The sequence below is a fragment of the Sedimentibacter hydroxybenzoicus DSM 7310 genome, assembly GCF_013403245.1.
GTDB lineage: Bacteria > Bacillota > Clostridia > Tissierellales > Sedimentibacteraceae > Sedimentibacter > Sedimentibacter hydroxybenzoicus.
The window spans coordinates 248,105-267,066 of the sequence record NZ_JACBNQ010000001.1 but is presented as its reverse complement, the minus strand read 5'-3'; the positions used below and the strand labels follow the sequence as shown (position 1 = coordinate 267,066).

17 protein-coding genes are annotated in these 18,962 nt (G+C 34.7%); all 17 read right to left on the bottom strand.

The annotated features are described in order from the left end of the window. Positions 1-40: 40 nt before the first annotated feature. The gene (locus HZF24_RS01275; protein WP_179236445.1) at positions 41-1,051 is read right to left on the bottom strand and encodes a DctP family TRAP transporter solute-binding subunit; all 1,011 of its coding nucleotides are present in this window, start codon (positions 1,049-1,051) and stop codon (positions 41-43) included. A 270-nt stretch (positions 1,052-1,321) separates the two neighbouring features. Further along, the gene (locus HZF24_RS01270; protein WP_179236444.1) at positions 1,322-2,578 is read right to left on the bottom strand and encodes a nickel-dependent lactate racemase family protein; all 1,257 of its coding nucleotides are present in this window, start codon (positions 2,576-2,578) and stop codon (positions 1,322-1,324) included. 136 nt (positions 2,579-2,714) lie between these two features. Continuing rightward, positions 2,715-3,890 (bottom strand): NAD(P)-dependent malic enzyme, encoded by a 1,176-nt coding sequence (locus HZF24_RS01265; RefSeq protein WP_179236443.1) that lies wholly within the window; start codon positions 3,888-3,890, stop codon positions 2,715-2,717. A gap of 70 nt (positions 3,891-3,960) precedes the next feature. Then, a complete protein-coding gene (sucD, locus tag HZF24_RS01260) occupies positions 3,961-4,830 on the bottom strand; it encodes a succinate--CoA ligase subunit alpha (RefSeq protein ID WP_179236442.1) in 870 nt (289 codons plus the stop codon). Next, on the bottom strand, positions 4,830-5,975 hold the full coding sequence (gene sucC / locus HZF24_RS01255; protein ID WP_179236441.1) for an ADP-forming succinate--CoA ligase subunit beta: 1,146 nt from the start codon (positions 5,973-5,975) through the stop codon (positions 4,830-4,832). The genes sucD and sucC overlap by 1 nt, the downstream gene beginning before the upstream one ends. 6 nt (positions 5,976-5,981) lie before the next feature. Continuing rightward, positions 5,982-7,349 (bottom strand): aldehyde dehydrogenase family protein, encoded by a 1,368-nt coding sequence (locus HZF24_RS01250; RefSeq protein WP_179236686.1) that lies wholly within the window; start codon positions 7,347-7,349, stop codon positions 5,982-5,984. A 24-nt stretch (positions 7,350-7,373) separates the two neighbouring features. Further along, entirely contained in the window at positions 7,374-8,762 is a 1,389-nt protein-coding gene (gene lpdA / locus HZF24_RS01245; RefSeq protein ID WP_179236440.1) for a dihydrolipoyl dehydrogenase, read from the bottom strand. Between the two features lie 31 nt (positions 8,763-8,793). Then, positions 8,794-10,119 (bottom strand): dihydrolipoamide acetyltransferase family protein, encoded by a 1,326-nt coding sequence (locus tag HZF24_RS01240; RefSeq protein WP_179236439.1) that lies wholly within the window; start codon positions 10,117-10,119, stop codon positions 8,794-8,796. A 15-nt stretch (positions 10,120-10,134) separates the two neighbouring features. Then, complete coding sequence (locus tag HZF24_RS01235; RefSeq protein ID WP_179236438.1) at positions 10,135-11,115, bottom strand: alpha-ketoacid dehydrogenase subunit beta; 981 nt, start codon at positions 11,113-11,115, stop codon at positions 10,135-10,137. 21 nt (positions 11,116-11,136) lie between these two features. Continuing rightward, on the bottom strand, positions 11,137-12,060 hold the full coding sequence (locus HZF24_RS01230; protein WP_179236437.1) for a thiamine pyrophosphate-dependent dehydrogenase E1 component subunit alpha: 924 nt from the start codon (positions 12,058-12,060) through the stop codon (positions 11,137-11,139). A 105-nt stretch (positions 12,061-12,165) separates the two neighbouring features. Beyond that, on the bottom strand, positions 12,166-13,200 hold the full coding sequence (locus HZF24_RS01225) for a zinc-dependent alcohol dehydrogenase (RefSeq protein ID WP_179236436.1): 1,035 nt from the start codon (positions 13,198-13,200) through the stop codon (positions 12,166-12,168). 34 nt (positions 13,201-13,234) lie between these two features. Then, a complete protein-coding gene (locus HZF24_RS01220; RefSeq protein WP_179236435.1) occupies positions 13,235-14,518 on the bottom strand; it encodes a TRAP transporter large permease in 1,284 nt (427 codons plus the stop codon). Continuing rightward, the gene (locus tag HZF24_RS01215; protein WP_179236434.1) at positions 14,506-15,003 is read right to left on the bottom strand and encodes a TRAP transporter small permease; all 498 of its coding nucleotides are present in this window, start codon (positions 15,001-15,003) and stop codon (positions 14,506-14,508) included. The genes HZF24_RS01220 and HZF24_RS01215 overlap by 13 nt, the downstream gene beginning before the upstream one ends. Before the next feature lie 45 nt (positions 15,004-15,048). Continuing rightward, positions 15,049-16,059 (bottom strand): DctP family TRAP transporter solute-binding subunit, encoded by a 1,011-nt coding sequence (locus HZF24_RS01210; RefSeq protein WP_179236433.1) that lies wholly within the window; start codon positions 16,057-16,059, stop codon positions 15,049-15,051. A gap of 62 nt (positions 16,060-16,121) precedes the next feature. Next, on the bottom strand, positions 16,122-16,853 hold the full coding sequence (locus HZF24_RS01205; RefSeq protein ID WP_179236432.1) for an SDR family NAD(P)-dependent oxidoreductase: 732 nt from the start codon (positions 16,851-16,853) through the stop codon (positions 16,122-16,124). Between the two features lie 340 nt (positions 16,854-17,193). Beyond that, positions 17,194-17,910, bottom strand: a complete 717-nt coding sequence (locus HZF24_RS01200; protein ID WP_179236431.1) for a GntR family transcriptional regulator — start codon at positions 17,908-17,910, stop codon at positions 17,194-17,196. Between the two features lie 232 nt (positions 17,911-18,142). Continuing rightward, entirely contained in the window at positions 18,143-18,907 is a 765-nt protein-coding gene (locus tag HZF24_RS01195; protein ID WP_179236430.1) for a glucose 1-dehydrogenase, read from the bottom strand. Between the last annotated feature and the right edge of the window lie 55 nt (positions 18,908-18,962).

Here is an 18,962-nt window from a genome sequence, read left to right as displayed (position 1 = left end):
GTAACTCCTTCTCTATGTTTTAAGTGGGGTAAACCCCCACTTAATAACCTGTAGCCTCGGTGAAAGCACTAACCATATCTTCTCCTGCTTTTGTTTTAACCAAATCAAGAACAGGTGCCATTTCATTTCTGAAAGCTTGTTTCTCATCACTGGATAAATCTATAACTTCATTAGTGCTTCTCATTTTTTCTTCAAATTCTACATCATTTTTACCTGCTATTTGTCTTTGTTCTGCTGTTGCTTCTTTAATTGAATCCATTATGATTTCTTGATATTCCGTAGATAAATTGTTGAAAAATTCATTATTCATAAGGGGAATATACGCTGAATATATGTGTTGAGTTTTAGTAATATATTTTTGTACTTCCTGGAATTTTGTTGCATAAATTAATTCAAACGGATTTTCCTGTGCATCAACTGTTTTTTGCTGAAGCGCTGTATAAAGTTCTCCGAAAGCCATAGGAGTAGGGTTAGCACCCAGTAACGACCATGCTTTCATATGTATTTCATTTTCCATTGTTCTGACTTTTATACCTGATAATTCTTGTGGTGATCTTACAGGAAGCTTACTGTTTGTAAAGTTTCTGAATCCATTTTCCCAATAACCAAGACCTTTTATATTGTATTCTTTTAAAGTATCTAGCAAGCTTTGTCCAACTTGACTGTCAAGCACCTCATAAACCATATCTCTGTCTGAAAACAAGAAAGGAATATCTAATACAAAAAATGCAGGGTCAAAAGCTGCTAAAGGAGCTGTAGAAGGACTGGTCATAGTAACATTGCCTAATTGAACAGCTTCAACAAGTTCTCTGTCTCCGCCTAATTGCTGATTAGGGAATATCTTTACTATTATCTTTCCGTCAGATTTTTGTTCAACAAGCTCTTTAAATTTTAACCAACCTTGATGCATCGCTGTAGTTTCAGCAACACCATGACCTACCTTAATTTCTAAAACTTCTTCTTTAGGAGCATTCGCACCTTTACTTGAACAACCAACAAATAAACCTAAACATAAAGCAATAACTAAAATTAATGCTAATTTCTTTTTCATTTTAATCTCCTTTTTCTGTCCTCTTTCCTCTTTTTAATACTTAACGTTTTTTCTTAAAAATTGATATTAATTCATGTGAAGACCACTGTTAACATCAAGCTTTTTAACCATAATCACCTCCTGTAACAAGTTAAGTATTAATGCTGTGTAACATATTTTTTTCATGACACATTGTATACAAATTATACTAAATTGTATACAATGTGTCAATGCAATTGTTCTAAAAATAACAAATAAAACTTATAGAAGAAGAAAAATAAAAATTAATAACTAATTGTTTAAGCTTATATAATTGGGTAAAGTGCTTCCACCCGCAGGCATTACTATTATATTTTCTACTTGATTCAGTTCCTTCAGAGCATTATCAACTGCATCTTGTAAAGAATCAAAATAATTAAATCCGATGCGTTCAATAATATCTTTGTTGTAATCTGTCACAATATAAATTTTTGATTTCATTAAAGTCAAGGCGATAGCTGCTGCCTTATGGCCGCCAAGTTTAAAGTTTTCTTTTATTTCTTTAATCATCTGCTCTTTTGTTTTATTCATCATCCAGTCTTCGAATACAGCATTTTCAAAACCCTCTTTACATGATGCACAAAGAATTATAATTCCCCCATCCTTAACAGCATGCTTAGCATTATCTAATGACTTTTGAGCCTGATAAATATTGATGTCCTTTGGATATCCCCCGGAAGATACAATAACTATATCTGCTTTTTCCTTTATATTAATTTTATACATTTTATCTAATGCATTACAGGCTGCTCTGTGAGCATCTATATAATGACCGGCGTATGCTCCGATAATTGTTTTATCTGATGCTTGAAGTACATTTAATATAAAGTCTATTTTAATATATTTTCCTACTTCATCAATATCCTGTCTAACAGGATTTGTGTCTAAATTCCCTGCGTATGCACCTTCTTTAACCATATTGGAATGATTAGCCTGTATAGCTGCATAGCTTGATACTCCGGGCATAATTGCCTTTGCTCCACCTGAATATCCTGCAAAGTAATGATACTCAACATTTCCTATACATATGATTCTGTCAGCATTGGCTACAGGGGTAAATATATCTACGGGAGTACCATTTTTACAAACACCAAGGTTTATACAATCATTCATATCGCTATCTATGATATTTACTTTCCGGTAGACTTCTTCCCCAACTAAATACTTTTTTTCATCCTCCGTATGCTTTCTATGGCTACCCAGAGCTAATACAATAGTTATGTTTTCTGATTTTACATTGCAAGCTGCCAATTCATTAATTATATGCGGTAATATTACATAACTTTTCACAGGCCTTGTTACATCACTTGTAATAATAACTACCTTGTCACCCGGTTCAATTATCTTATTAAGCGGTTTTGAATTAATTGGATATTTTAATGCTTTCTGTATTAATTCATCTTCCGCAGGTACTGTACCAACTTCATTGGAAGTTAAAATATTAATATTATACCTATCGTCTATACAGGCATTTACATATTCTTTATCTTTCTTTAATTTTATCTCCAATATAACCTCCTGATATTTATATACCTAATTTATGTAATGTCTCTATTAATGGATGATTTTGTCTTTTATAAAAAATATTTTATAAAGAAAGCGTCAATATTAAAGATATGCTTAATAATCAACGCTTTCTATATATTTAGTTAATTCTTGATACTCCTGATTCTACCGCAGCATTAAATACTGCTTTTGATACGGCTTCTCCAACCCTGCTGTCAAAAGGAGGAACAATGATATATTCTTCATTTAGTTCTTTTTCATTTACCAAACCTGCAATAGCATTTGCAGCTGCTATTTTCATTTCTTCATTAATATCCGATGCCCTTGCATCCAGCGCTCCTCTGAATATGCCCGGAAAAGCCAGAACATTGTTAATTTGATTTGGGAAATCAGATCTGCCTGTTCCTACAATTCTGGCTCCGGCACTCAATGCAAGTTCCGGCATAATTTCAGGTTCAGGATTAGCCATAGCTAATACTATAGGATTAGCTGCCATTGATTTAACCATTTCTTCAGTAACAATTCCTTTAGCTGAAACGCCTATAAAAACATCTGCGCCTTTCATAGCATCAGCAATATCGCCTTTTCTGTTTTCTTTATTTGTTTTATATGCAATTTCTTGATGTACCCAATTACTATTTTCTTCTTCGGAATTGATTATTCCTTTACTGTTGCACGCAATAATCTTTTCAACTCCGACTGATAACAGCATATTTATAATAGCCGACCCGGCTGCACCGGCACCGCTAACTACTACATTGATGTCTTTCCATTCCTTATTAACTATTTTCAATGCATTAATAAGTGCTGCAATAACTACAACTGCCGTACCGTGCTGGTCATCATGAAATACCGGAATGTTTAACTCCTGTTTTAATCTTCTTTCTATTTCAGCACATCTGGGTGATGAAATATCTTCAAGGTTTATTCCTCCAAATGAAGGCTCTATCATTTTAACAGTTTGAACTATATCTTCTACATTCTTTGAAGCAACACATAACGGAAAAGCATCGACCCCGGCGAATTGTTTAAACAATACAGCTTTTCCTTCCATTACGGGAAGACCTGCTTCCGGTCCTATATCTCCCAGTCCGAGTACAGCACTTCCATCAGTTACTATTGCTACCATATTTCCTTTAGAGGTGTACTTATATACATCATCCTTATTCTCGTGAATCTTTCTGCATGGTTCGGCAACTCCGGGTGTATATGCTACAGATAAGTCATGAGTGGTATTAACAGGAACCTTACTGTTAACTTCAATTTTTCCTTTCCATATTTCATGTAACCTTAAGGCTTCTTCTTTTATATTCATCTAAATCATTTCCTTTCATTAAGAGAATATTGATATTTATAATTATTACGGTATGCTATAAATTATAATTTTACATTATTTCTTTTAATATTGAAACAATATGTTCGGTGCTTTCAGCTATATGAACACCCGCTTGTTTTAACAGCATTTCCTTATTTTCTGCACTTCCTGTACCATCCGCAGATACTATAGCACCTGCATGACCCATACTTTTCCCTTTGGGAGCATTTTTACCCGCTATTAATGCAACAACCGGCTTTGTCATATTATTTTTGATATATTCTGCTGCCAATTCTTCTTCATTTCCACCGATTTCACCTATAATTACTACCGCTTTCGTCTGTGGATCAGCTTCTAACAATGGCAGCAATTCAACAAATGTTGAACCGGGAATCATATCTCCGCCAACTCCTATACAAGTTGATTGTCCTATGTTATTTTTTGTCATCATTGATACTGTTTCGTAACAGTTTGTAGCACTTCTTGACATTACTCCAACTGAGCCCTCTGAAAATATTTTATGAGCCATAAATCCGGCTTTTGATTTTCCCGGAGAAATTATTCCAAATGAATTGGGTCCGATAACCTTACAGTTTTTTCTCTTAGACAAGTGATATATCTCCATCATGTCTTTTACCGGAACATGCTCGGCTATAGTAATTATCAGCTCAACCCCTGCATCTATTGCTTCCTTGACACCATCAGAAGTATACTTAGCAGGTACAAATAAAATTGTTGCATCTGCATCTGTAGCTTCTTTTGCTTCTCTTACCGTATCAAAAACAGGAATACCGCAAATTGTTTGACCGCCTTTACCGGGTGAAACACCTGCAACTACTTTTGTTCCGTATTGTAGCATTTGTTCGGCATGAAAGGTACCTTCTCTTCCGGTAATCCCCTGTATTATTAATTTTGTATTCTCGTTTACCAATATACTCATTATACAGCACCCCTTTCCGCCAAAGCTTTAACTCCATCTACAAGTCCGTCTACAGATACAATATCTAAATTTGAAGAATTCAGTATATTAACTCCCTCTTCTTTGTTTGTACCTTCAAGCCGCACCACTACACATTTGCCTTTTGGTTGTATTTCCATTGCTTCTTTGACACCTTGTGCAACTTCATTACATCTGGTAATTCCGCCGAAAATGTTAATATACAAATATTTTATATCTTCATTTGACAACACAATCCTGACCGCTTCCTTAATTCTGTCAGCAGTTGCCCCGCCGCCTAAATCTAAAGCTGCGCCTACCGTCATGTTTGCTTTTGATATTAAGTCTATACTTGACATAAGCATACCGGAACCATTACTTATAACTGCTATATTTCCTTTTTCTTCAATCGGTATATAAAGAAATCTGAATTTTCTGGCTTCAAGTATCAATTCCTCTTCCTGCAGCTCATCTCTGTATTCTTTAACAATCGGCTGTCTGTAAAGTGCGCTGTCGTCAATGTCAATTTTACCGTCCAAAGCAATTAATGTATTATCTTCGCATATTAATAATGGGTTAATTTCCATCAGCAATGCATCATAATCTAAAAACAGTTTATATAACTGTTTAATAACTTCTAAAAGAGAAGGAGCTATATTTTTACTGATTCCGGATTTATTTATAATATATTGGACCATATACCCTTGCACACCGATGGCAGGATCTATTTTAACCTTTATTATTGAATCCGGGCTTTTAACCGCTGTCTCTTCAATGTCTATTCCACCTTCAGCGCTGAAGATGATCATAGGGCATTTGGTTTGCCTGTCAAGAATAATAGAAAGATAACACTCCTTTATTCCATTAGCTTTTTCTACTATCATCAACTTATTAATTTTATGACCCTTAATTTCTGTAAAAAGAAGTTTATCCGAAATTCTGATTACATCATCGACATTATCGGCAAATTGTATCCCGCCGGCTTTTCCTCTGCCGCCAACCTGAACTTGGGCTTTAACAACCAACGGAAACTTTAAGTCTTTTATTTTTTCCTTTACTTGAGAAACTGAATCAATAACCACACCATTCATTACCGGTATATTATATTTCGCAAATGTTTCTCTGGCTTGATATTCCATAAACTTCATAATTAATTACCCCCAAATCACATCATCCGGAGGTTGAGTTGCTCCGTCAATTACTGATGCAATTCTTGTTATATTTATAAAATGTTTATAATCTAAATTTTCAGATATGCTATTGTTCCCCCATGATCCGCATCCTAATGTAGTTGTGGCTGCTAATCCGTTAACAAAACTGCCTCCGTTCATTGTTGCACATATTTGATTTACTAAAAGTCTGCTTACAGGTAATCTTTCTCCTGCCTTTATCAGGTTGTCTTTATTATTAGAATGTATAGCTACCGAATGACCCTTACCTTCATATTCTAAATTTGCTTCAGCTATATCAAGGGCCTCTTCGAAGCTTTTATATTTTACTATTCCAATTACCGGACACATCTTTTCTTTACATAAAACATCCTCTTTGCCTCTTGCATCAACAGGAACCAATATTACTGAAACATCATCCGGAACTCCGATACCGGCTAATTTACCGATGGCAGCTGCGCTTTTACCTACTGCTTCCCTATTCATAACCCCGTCTTTATCAAACAATACTTTTTTAAGCCTATTCTTATCATCCTCATTGTTTACAAAGTACGCCTTGTTTTTCACTAATTCATTTACAACATTATCATAATCATCATTATGAACGATTACCATTTGTTCCCCTGAACATATAATTCCGTTGTCAAAAGCTCTTCCTGTAATAATTTTAGGTGCTGCTTCAGCAAAATTAACATCCCTGTCAATTATGCACTGCACGTTACCTGCGCCTACTCCATAAGACGGCTTTCCGCTTGAATAAGCGGCTTTTACCATGCCCATGCCGCCTGTAGCAACTATAACATCAACACTTTTCATAAGTTCGTTAGTTAATTCAACAGATGGTTCACTTATTGTCTGTATTAAATTTTTAGGTAGGTTAAACTTTTTTAAATTCTCATTAATTAATTCAAGAGTATAAGATGCGCATTTTTTCGCTCTTGGATGAGGGGCGATAATTATAGCGTTTCTTCCCTTTAGAGCAAACATTATATTACACATAGGTGTTACTATAGGGTTTGTACAAGGTGTTAAAGCTCCGATAACCCCCATCGGTTTTGCAACTTTAATAATACCGCTTTCCAAATCTTCTTCAATTACACCTACGGATTTTTTGCTTTTTAAACTATTCCATATAATTCTTGCTTTGCCGGTATTCTTTGCAACCTTATGTTCATATACTCCCATACCGGTTTCCTCTACTGCCATTTTTGCTAAAGCTTCAGCATTATCAAATATTGTTTTTGCAACAACTTTAACAACGGCATCAATTTGCTCCTGTGTAAAGTTTTCAATTTCTTTTTGCGCTAATCTGGCATTATTAACTAATTCTGATATAGATATGTCAATCATAATTGTCTTCCTTTCTTAATCTTTTTACTATAAATTATGTATAGCAAATCCCGTAACTGCCTCCGAAGCTTCCATCACAGCTTCTGATAATGTTGGATGTGCATGTATTGTATCTGCCAGCTCTTCAGCAGTACATTCCATCTTTATTGCAAGACAAGCCTCTGCAATCAGCTCTGTAGCATGATCTCCGACTATATGAACGCCTAGTATTTCATTATACTTTTCGTCACATATTATTTTCACAAATCCATCTGTTTCACCAATGGTTTTAGCCTTTCCGCTGGCGGCAAAGGGGAATAATCCTACTTTAACAGACTTATAATTAATTTTGGCCTCTTCCTCTGTTAAGCCTACTGATGCAAGCTCCGGATTTGTGTAAATACATGAAGGTATTACATTATAATTCATTTTAATTTCTTTACCTAATATATTTTTAACTGCTACTAATGCTTGGTGTGTTGCTACATGGGCCAGCATTACTTTTCCTGTAACATCACCTATGGCATAAATGTTGGATATGTTTGTTCTCATATATTCATCCACAACGATGCCTTGTTTATCAGTAACTATGGATAATCCATTAATAACATCAATTTCTGATTTTCTTCCGGCTGAAATCAGGACATTTTCTGCAATTATGCTATCCTGTCCATTTTTTGTGTCAAAATTGACCTTCAACATTTCACCGGCCTTTTCTATACCTAACAATTTTGTTTCTGTCAGTATTTTTATGCCGATTTTTTGTAGTGAGTCTTTTACAACCTTTATGGCATCTGCATCTTGTCTTGGCAATATTTCAGGCAGCATCTCTATTATGGTTACATCTACTCCAAATGTTCTGAATACATAGCCCAGCTCAACTCCTATAACTCCACCGCCTATTATAGCCAGTGACTCCGGTAAGTTCTCTAAATCCAATGCTTCATCACTGGTTATAACACCGCCTAAATCTGATCCCTTTACAGGAATGGTTGCCGGTTTTGAGCCTGTAGCAATTACTATATTTGCACCTGTAATTATTTCATTATTGTTTCCTTCTATTTTAACTGTGTTGTTATCAATAAGCTTGCCTTTACCTTTATAGATATCAATTCCATTACTTTTCAATAATGTTTGTACACCATTTGTTAAGCCCCTGACAACCTTATTTTTATTATTAAGAATTTTATCCCATTTAAAGCTTACACCCTCTGTCGTAATGCCAAATTGTTGACTTGACTTTATATCATTGTATAAGCCGGCACTTTTAATAAATGTCTTTGTCGGGATGCAGCCCTTGTTTAAACAAGTACCGCCTAATTCTTCTTTCTCAATTATTGCTACCCTTGCATTATTTTTAGCAGCATATATTGCTGCCGGATATCCTCCTGGACCTCCGCCTATAATAATAATGTCATATTTAAAATTTGTTGGCACTTTATCACCCTACCTTTGTCTTTATTAATCTTTATAATAACAAATATGGATGCATGAGCAATTGTTTTATTCTTTGTAAGAATTGTGCAGCTAATGCACCATCAATTATTCTATGATCATACGTTAAACTTAAAGTCATAATAGGTTTAATTACAATCGTATCATTCTCAACAACAGGAGTATTTTCCACCTTGCCTACTGCCAGAATTCCACTTTCCGGCGGATTGATAATTGCTGTGAATTCGTCAATATCATACATTCCAAGATTTGATAAAGTAAATGTCCCTCCGGAATAATCCTCCTGTGATAAACTGCCATTTAAAGCTTTTTGAATTAATTCTCTTGACTCTGCAGCAATTTCTTCTAAAGATTTCTTATGAGCATTTTTTACATTAGGTACAATTAAACCATTAGAAACAGAAACGGCTAATCCCATATTGACATAATCCTTTAAAAGTATACCTTCACCTGTCAGAGAAGAATTCATATATGGAAATTCAAGTAATGCTTTAGAAACTATTTTAATTAAAATATCATTGTATGAAATATTAATTCCTGATTCCTTAATATTCTTTCTTAACTTAACAGCTTCAGTCATATCAACCTTCATTCTGTGATTTGCCTGAGCCATATTGTGAAGGCTTTCCATCATCCTGTCTGATATTACTTTCCTCATACCTTTAAATGGTACAATCTTTTCTTGCGTATCTGTATTGTTTAGGTTGCTTTGTTCATTTTTTATAATATTTAATACATCCTGCTTAATTACCCTGCCGCTGATACCCGTTCCAACTACTTCGTTTGCATTAAGGTTGTTTTCTTTAATCATTTTTTCAGCAACAGGTGTAACTTTATTTCTATTTTGTACTAATCCTTTTTCACAAGATAAAATATCTTTTTCTATAATAAGTCCCTCCGGACCACTTCCGATAATATCACTGTAATCGATATTTTTATCGGCTGCTATCATTTTAGCTCTTGGAGTTATAAATACTCTATCTGTTTTTTCATTGCTTATACTATTAGATTCAACTACCGCACATTCAGCTTCAGCTTTTACCTCATCAATTTTTGTTTCTGCCGGACTGTCTGCTGTCAGCAAATGAGAAAAATCTTCTCCTTCTTGTCCTATAACAGCAATTATTTCAGTAATGGGAACAGTTTCATCTTCTCCCCTTATTATTTTCAATAATGTTCCTGATGCCGGAGATTCAATTGTTATTGATAATTTATCTGTTTCCATTTCAAATAACGGTTGATTCTCTTCTACTTTTTCGCCTTCGGAAATTAACCATTTAGTTATATATCCTTCGGTCATTAACAGACCTTGTTTTGGCATTATAACCTTTGTTGCCACTTTAAATCACCTACCCTATTTGTAAAGTACAGATTTAACTGCTTTTTCTATATCTTCCTCTTGTGGAACCACCGCATTTTCAAGACCTAAATTAAATGGCAGCGGACAAGCTTTCGCACCTAGTCTCAAAACAGGTGCATCTAAATATTTAAAGGCTTCTTCCATAATTAAAGATGCAATTTCTGCTCCCGGTCCTGCGTTTTTATGAGCTTCATGTACTACGATTGCTCTTCCTGTCTTTTTAACAGAGTTTACTACAGTTTCCGTATCAAATGGTACCAAAGTTCTGGGATCAATAACTTCTGCACATATACCTTCAGATTCAAGTTTATTTGCCACCGTTAAAGCTTTTCCGACATATTGAGAGGTTGCAATAATAGTTACATCATTACCTTCTTTCACTATATTTGCTTTTCCGAATGGAATCACAAAATCAGGATCATCCGGAACTTCACCTTTAACACTATATAATAGCTTATGTTCAAAAAACATAATTGGATTATTATCACGAAGAGCTGTTCTCAATAACCCTGCGGCATCAGCCGGAGTTGAAGGCATTGCAACCTTAAGCCCCGGAATATGCATAAAAATCGCTTCCGTACTTTGTGAGTGAGTTGCAGCATTTCCCCTGCCGATTCCTTGCTGCCCTCTTATTACTAAAGGCAAAGTAGCTTTTCCGCCATACATATATCTAATCTTTGCTGCTTGATTTAAAATCTGATCGGCAGCTACCAAAGAAAAATCCATATACATTAACTCCACTACCGGTTTCATTCCTGCTAATGCAGCTCCGACTCCTGCACCCATAAATCCTGCTTCAGATATAGGTGTATTTCTTACTCTCGATTCTCCAAACTCTTCCAGCAGTCCTCTGGTGCAACCAAAGATACCGCCTTGTTCAGCTATATCTTCACCCATTATAAAAATTCTATCATCGCGTCTCATTTCCTCAGCTAAGACATCTTTAATAGCAATTGCATATGCTTTTCTACTCATATCAAATACTTCCTTTCAAAATTAATTCTCAAAATATACATATTCTAAGGCTTTAGAGGGATCTGGTTCAGGACTCTCTAATGCGAATTTCTCTGCTTCGTCCACTGCAACTAAAACATCCGCTTCAATCTTTTTTAACTCTTCTTCAGTAGAAATTTTATTTTCTATCAAATAATTTTCTAATCTTTTTATAGGACATTTTTCTTTCCATGCCTCAACTTCTTCTTTAGTTCTGTAAATTTGCGGATCACCTGTCCAATGGCCCAGCCATCTATACGTCTTGCATTCTATAAAAGTCGGACCTTGCCCATCCTTTGCTCTTTCAATAGCCTTGCTGACAACTTCATCTATAGCAAATACATCATTTCCATCAACTGTATAGCCAGGCATATCGTACGCAGCACTTCGTACACTTATATCCTTAACAGACGTACTTTGCTTAACCGGTGTTGAAATTCCAAATTCATTGTTTTCACATATGAATATAACGGGAAGCTTCCATACTGATGCTAAATTCATAGCTTCGTGTACTACACCTTCATTAGATGCTCCGTCACCGAAAAATGTAACCGATACCTGATCAGATCCCCTTAATTGTGCAGCTAATGCACCACCTGCAGCTATTGGGACGCCTGCTCCGACTATAGCATTTGCTCCAAGGTTTCCCTTCGTTACATCTGCTATATGCATAGAACCGCCTCTTCCCTGACAATAACCGGTAGATTTGCCCATGAGTTCCGCTAAAGCAGGAGCAAGTTCCGCACCTTTCGCTATACAATGCCCGTGACCTCTATGAGTACTTGTTATATAATCGGAATCCCTCAGAAGCGAACATACCGTTGCTGCAATTGCTTCCTCACCTATATACAAATGAACTGAACCTCTTAATTTGTCTTTTTCAAATAACTGCAACGCTCTTTCTTCAAACTTTCTTATTTCGTGCATCTTTCTATAAATCCATATTAACCTTTCCTTTTCCAATTTCTACACTCCTTATGTTAAATTATGGTTTAGTATACTACAATACTAATTTAAATATTATATAAAATTTTAAGGCAAAAGTACAGCTTTAATTACATTACCTTTAGAAATTTCTTCAAAAATATATTCATATCTTTCTAAAGGCTCTTTGTGACTTATAATGCTGTCTAAATTCAATGCTTTCCTATCAAGCATTGATATGACCCAATTCCAGCTAAGAGGTGAAGAGCTGAATGTACATACTATATTCAGAGCCTTTATCACAGCCTTCTTCCATTCAATATGTATTTTTTCAGGACCGGGTATTCCGATTACACACATTCTTCCTTGCTTTCTGAGCATATTAATTCCTGAATTAATACCCGGTGTAGAACCTGAGCACTCTACAACAACATCTGCTCCGAGTCCTTCAGTCAGCTCATAAATTATATCCGCAGGATCTTCTGCAGAGGCATTGATTATATAATCACAGCCTAAACCCTCAGCTATCTTTAATCTTGAATCTTTATCTATATCCGTTCCAACTATTGCAACCTTTCTTGCACCTTGAATCTTTGCCATTTGTATAGCTAATAATCCTATAGGTCCCGGCCCTATAACTACTACAAAATCTTCAGGCTCTATTTTAGTTCTTTGCAATAAACTATGGGCAACTATAGCTGCCGGTTCAATCACAGCAGCTTCTTCAAAAGATATGTTATCAGATATTTTATGGACAAGTGCAGCAGGCATATTGATATATTCGGTATAAACACCATTAATATGAGTTCCCGGTGCTTTTTTATCTAAGCAAATCTGCGGATTTCCTGTTTTGCAATACCTGCAAACACCACAGCTTTGAACGCTTAATTCACTTATTACCCGTTCTCCGACATTAAAACCCTTGACATTTTTACCTACTTCGGCAATAACTCCGCTAAATTCATGACCAATGATTAAAGGAGGCACAGTATCATACTCATCCGTATAAATGTGATAATCCGTCCCACATACACCTATAGCTTTAATATTAATTAACACCTCATTATCCTGGCAAAGAGGTTTTTCTACTTCATGAATTTCTATATTGTTTTTTCCGCGTTTAACCTTTACAACAGCTTTCATTTAAACACTCCTTAAACTTATTTTAAAAACTAAACTATTTACCGTACAGTCTCGGTAAAGTCAGAGAAATTTCAGGGAAAACCGTTATTAATGCTAATGCCACAAGCATACAGATGAAAAATGGTATTACGCCTTTTACTACATCCTCTAATGGTGACTTTGCAACTCCGCATGCAACAAATAAGTTAACTCCCAATGGAGGGGTAATAAATCCTATTGCAAGATTTGTAACCATTATTATACCAAAATGTATTGGATCAACTCCGATAGCTAAAGCTACAGGAAGCAATATCGGTGATAGTATAATAATTGCAGCAGTCGTATCCATAAAACATCCTACAAATAAAAGTAATATGTTTATCAGAAACAGTACTACATATGGATTGCTTGAGAACGAAGAAATAGCATTTGCTATCATAATAGGAATTTGCTCAAGTGTTAATATTCTCCCGAAGGTTGTTGCTGTTCCCACTATTATCATAACCGTTGCAGTCGTTAAAGCTGAACTGGCTATAACTTCAGGCAATTCTGACAGCTTAAGATCTTTATGTACGAATACTCCCACAACAAAACCATATATTACCGCTACTGCTGCTGCCTCCGTCGGAGTAAATATCCCACCGTATATTCCTCCTAATATTATGACAGGAACTAACAATGACCACTTTGCTTCGTAAACTGCATTCCATTTTTCTCTTGCACTGTATATAACCTGATCTCCTTTATATCCCATCTTTTTTGATGTAATATAACTGTAGGCTATAAGAATTGTACCTATTAAAGCTCCCGGAACAAAACCGGCAAGAAACATCGTGCTTATTGACACGCTTGTAGATACTCCATACATTACCATCGGTATACTAGGGGGTATAATAACTCCTATACTTCCTGCCGTAGCATTCAATCCGCTTGAAAAGTTTTTATCATATCCCTTATTAATCATAGCAGGTATCATAATGCCGCCTATTGCCGCCACAGTTGCAGGACCTGAGCCTGAAATAGCCGCAAAGAACATACATACGATTATTGTCACTATTGCTAATCCGCCTGTATACCTTCCGACGAAAACACTGGCAACATCAATTAATCGTTTTGAAATTCCCCCCTTACCCATTAAATCTCCTGCTAAGATAAAAAAGGGTATCGCCATTAACGGAAAGGAATCTGTTGCTGTAACTAAGCTCTGGGAAAGATAAGAAACTAACAAGTCACCGCTGTAAAGTATGGTGCATATTGAAGCAATCCCTAAAGCTATTCCCACCGGTGTATTTAAAATAAGAAATATAACGAACGAACCAAAAAGAATTAATGATGACATTGAATATCTTCTCCTTTCAATAAATTGATATGTTTAATGATATTCTGTACTAATCTTAAGCTAACCATTGCAAATCCTACAAATGGTGCTAAATATACAAGACCCATAGGTAAACCTACAGCCGGAGAAGTTTGTCCGCTCATAATAATCTTACCGCTTACTCCATATGAGGTAACCACAATTATTACTGCGAAAGCTAAAAATAAAATATCACCAATTAAAGATATGTATTTTCTCATCTTTTTAGGAAACATATACATTGCTGCATCAACCTTTATATGCCTGTCGGCTTTTACTCCATAACTGATACCTATATACGTTAACCATACAAACATATACCTTGCAATTTCCTCTGACCATGATAATGATGATTGCAATACGTATCTCATAAATACTTGTAAACCGATAATGACACTTGATGCACCCAGCAAAATAACTAAAATAATTTTTTCTAAATTATCATCTATAAATTTTAGTATTTTCATACAGTGTAACTCCTTCTCTATGTTTTAAGTGGGGTAAACCCCCACTTAATAACCTGTAGCCTCGGTGAAAGCACTAACCATATCTTCTCCTGCTTTTGTTTTAACCAAATCAAGAACAGGTGCCATTTCATTTCTGAAAGCTTGTTTCTCATCACCGGATAAATCGATAACTTCATTAGTGCTTCTCATTTTTTCTTCAAATTCTACATCATTTTTACCTGCTATTTGTCTTTGTTCTGCTGTTGCTTCTTTAATTGAATCCATTATGATTTGTTGATATTCACTGGATAAATTGTTGAAAAATTCATTATTCATAAGGGGAATATACGCTGAATATATATGTTGAGTTTTAGTAATATATTTTTGTACTTCATGGAATTTTGTTGCATAAATTAATTCAAACGGATTTTCCTGTGCATCAACTGTTTTTTGCTGAAGCGCTGTATAAAGTTCTCCGAAAGCCATAGGAGTAGGGTTAGCACCCAGTAACGACCATGCTTTCATATGTATTTCATTTTCCATTGTTCTGACTTTTATACCTGATAATTCTTGTGGTGATCTTACAGGAAGCTTACTGTTTGTAAAGTTTCTGAATCCATTTTCCCAATAACCAAGACCTTTTATATTGTATTCTTTTAAAGTATCTAGCAAGCTTTCTCCAACTTGACTGTCAAGCACCTCATAAACCATATCTCTGTCTGAAAACAAGAAAGGAATATCTAATACAAAAAATGCAGGGTCAAAAGCTGCTAAAGGAGCTGTAGAAGGACTGGTCATAGTAACATTGCCTAATTGAACAGCTTCAATAAGTTCTCTGTCTCCGCCTAATTGCTGATTAGGGAATATTTTTACTGTCATCTTTCCGTCAGATTTTTGTTCAACAAGCTCTTTAAATTTTAACCAGCCTTGATGCAATGCTGTAGTTTCAGCCGTACCATGACCTACCTTAATTTCTAAAACTTCTTCTTTAGGAGCATTCGCATCTTTACTTGAACAACCAACAAATAAACCTAAACATAAAGCAACAGCTAAAATTAATGCTAATTTCTTTTTCATTTTAATCTCCTTTTTCTATCCTCGTTTTTATTTTTTTAATACTTAACGTTTTCCTAAACTTATTAATTCATGTGAAGACCGCCGTTAACATCAAGATTAACGCCTGTTAAATATCGAGCATAATCAGAACATAAGAATAAAATAACATCTGATACTTCCTCTGAAGTACCTTTTCTGCCCAAAGGAACCATTCTGACATCTTGATTTAAATCTTTTGTCATTTCAGTATCAATAAAGCCGGGAGATACAGTATTTACATTTATACCATATTTAGCTGCTGATTTTGCCAGAGACTTGGTCAGACCGATAATACCCGCTTTAGCTGCTACATAGTTAGCTCCGACTACAATTCCTCCAACCTCACCCGCTACCGAGCCTAAATTAACAATTTTTCCAAAATTGTTTTTCTTCATAACATTAATAACAGCCTGACTTACAAAGAATGGACCTTTTAAGTCAATTTCCAGCATTCTGTCCCATTCCGTTTCTGTAATATCCTCAATTGTTATTACATCTGTAATACCTGCGCAATTTATCAGGATATCTATTCTTGAATATTTATTTTCGATATAATCTACAATCACTTTAATTTGCGCAATATTAACTATATCTAAACTTAGGCCTTCAGCATTACCTCCTTTTTGCTTAATTTCATCCGCAACAGCTTTTGCACCATTTTCGTTGCGGTCAACAGCAATTACAGTGGCTCCTTTTTCAGCTAAGCTTAAACAACATGATTTGCCGATACCAGAAGCACCTCCTGTAACAACAGCTATTTTTCCTTTAAAGTCCAAAATAATTAACCTCCTTAAAATAAAAATTAATAAAACTAATTACGAGTAGTAGTATACTACAATACCATTAGGAAATCAAGTATACGTTTGCTAAAAATCATAATAAAACTAATCGTATGCAATTGATGTGAATTGTATACAAATAGTTTCGTGAAGTTCTAAATACTTAATAAACTTATTTAAATATAGCCTTGCAGGGGTGGTTTAAGGAGAAATAATAAACCAGTGAAGTCCTGCAACTGCATGACCTTACTGGTATTTTTGAATTTTGCTTACGAAAACTAAGCTATGCAGTAAAGTGTGATACTGCTTGTACGAAAATAACATGAATTATGCAGTATTAGAAAAAGTCTAAATCCGCATTAAACTTCTTTAAATATAACTTTGTAGGTGTAATCATATGGTTTACCAAGGAATTGTAGCTATTATTAACATCACCCTTTAACATTGATGAAAGAATATTGTAATGCTCGTCTATAGTTATTGGTATAACTGACTTATAATACGAACGAGCAAGAAATTTTATTGTACTTACATAGCTGTTAAATGTTGAATTAAACACTTGATTTTCAGCAAATTCAACTATAGTTTTATGAAATAATACATCAAATTCCAAGAATTCATTTAAATTAATATCTTCCCTTTTACCGGTATACGCTCCATCCTTTTCATACAAGCTTCTGTTATTTTCTAATATATTTTTTTGTTTGTTTAATATTTCTGTCAGTTCATTTAATGTTCTTGATGCTTTTTCTGTATTGTATTTTTTGGCTATGTATGAGCAGCAATATCCTTCGATGGCACATCTTAATTGAAAGGATTGAATTATATCACTAATAGTAGTCTGATGAAGCTTAAAACCTCTATACGGAATAATATCTATGTAATTATCATGATTAAGCCTTTGAAGTGCAGCCCTGACAGGTGTTCTTGAGATACCCAGTTCCTGAGCTATTTTTTCTTCTGAATAAATTTCATCATTATCGAAAACTTCTTCCATTATTTTTTCCATTAAATAGTTATATGCTATTTCTTGTAAATTTTTATTTATATACAATTAAAATCACCCCTTTCTTAATTTCTATAATATCAAATACACAAAATGAACTATATTTACCGTATCAATGCGTAAAGAAAACAATACACCATATATATTATATTGCCCTTAAATACTAAAGTCAATATTCATAATTTACAAACGAAATATTGCGATTTTTTAGTCCTGTCATAAAAAAAGCTTATAGAGAACTCTCTATAAGCACATTTATTAATATTGTTTTATCATAATATTAATTTATTAAGTATCCACCATCTACATAAATTGTTTGTCCGACTATATAATCAGAAGCCGTTGATGCCAAAAATACTGCAGTACCTATTAAATCTTCGGGAAATCCTGTTCTTCCAAACGGTATTCTCTCTTTAAATCTTCTTATATTATCAGGATTTTCAAATATAGGTTTTGTCATTTCTGTTTCAAAATAACCTGGTCCTATAGCATTTACACTGATTCCGTATTGTGCTAATTCATGAGCCATGGCTTTAGTCATTTGCTTTATTCCGCCTTTAGCAGCTACATATGCAACCATATTCTTTAATCCCAATTCACTATTTAAAGAACCGATGTTGATAATTTTTCCTTTGATATTTTTTTCTATCATATGTTTAGCAACTGCCTGACCCATAAAGAATACATATTTAAGCTGGACATCCATCACCTTGTCCCAATCCTCTTCTAAATATTCAATAATAGGCTTTCTAATATTTAAACCCGCACCGTTAAGCAAGATATCAACATGTCCGAATTCTTCTGCTACCTTGTCAACAAGTTCTTTGCAGCCTTCAACGGAAGTAATGTCAGCAGATATACCTTTAACAACTCCTCCTGTCTTATTAGATATATCAATAGCTGCTGCATCAAGCTCGTTTTGCTTTCTGCTGACAAGAACTACATCAGCACCTGCTTGTGAAAATCCGGTTGCAATTCCTTTACATAGTCCTTTACTTCCACCAACAACAATTGCTGTTTTACCTTTTAAAGAAAATATATCCATTATACTCCTCCTGATTTTTATTATAATTTATTTATTTATTAATTAGCTTTATGTT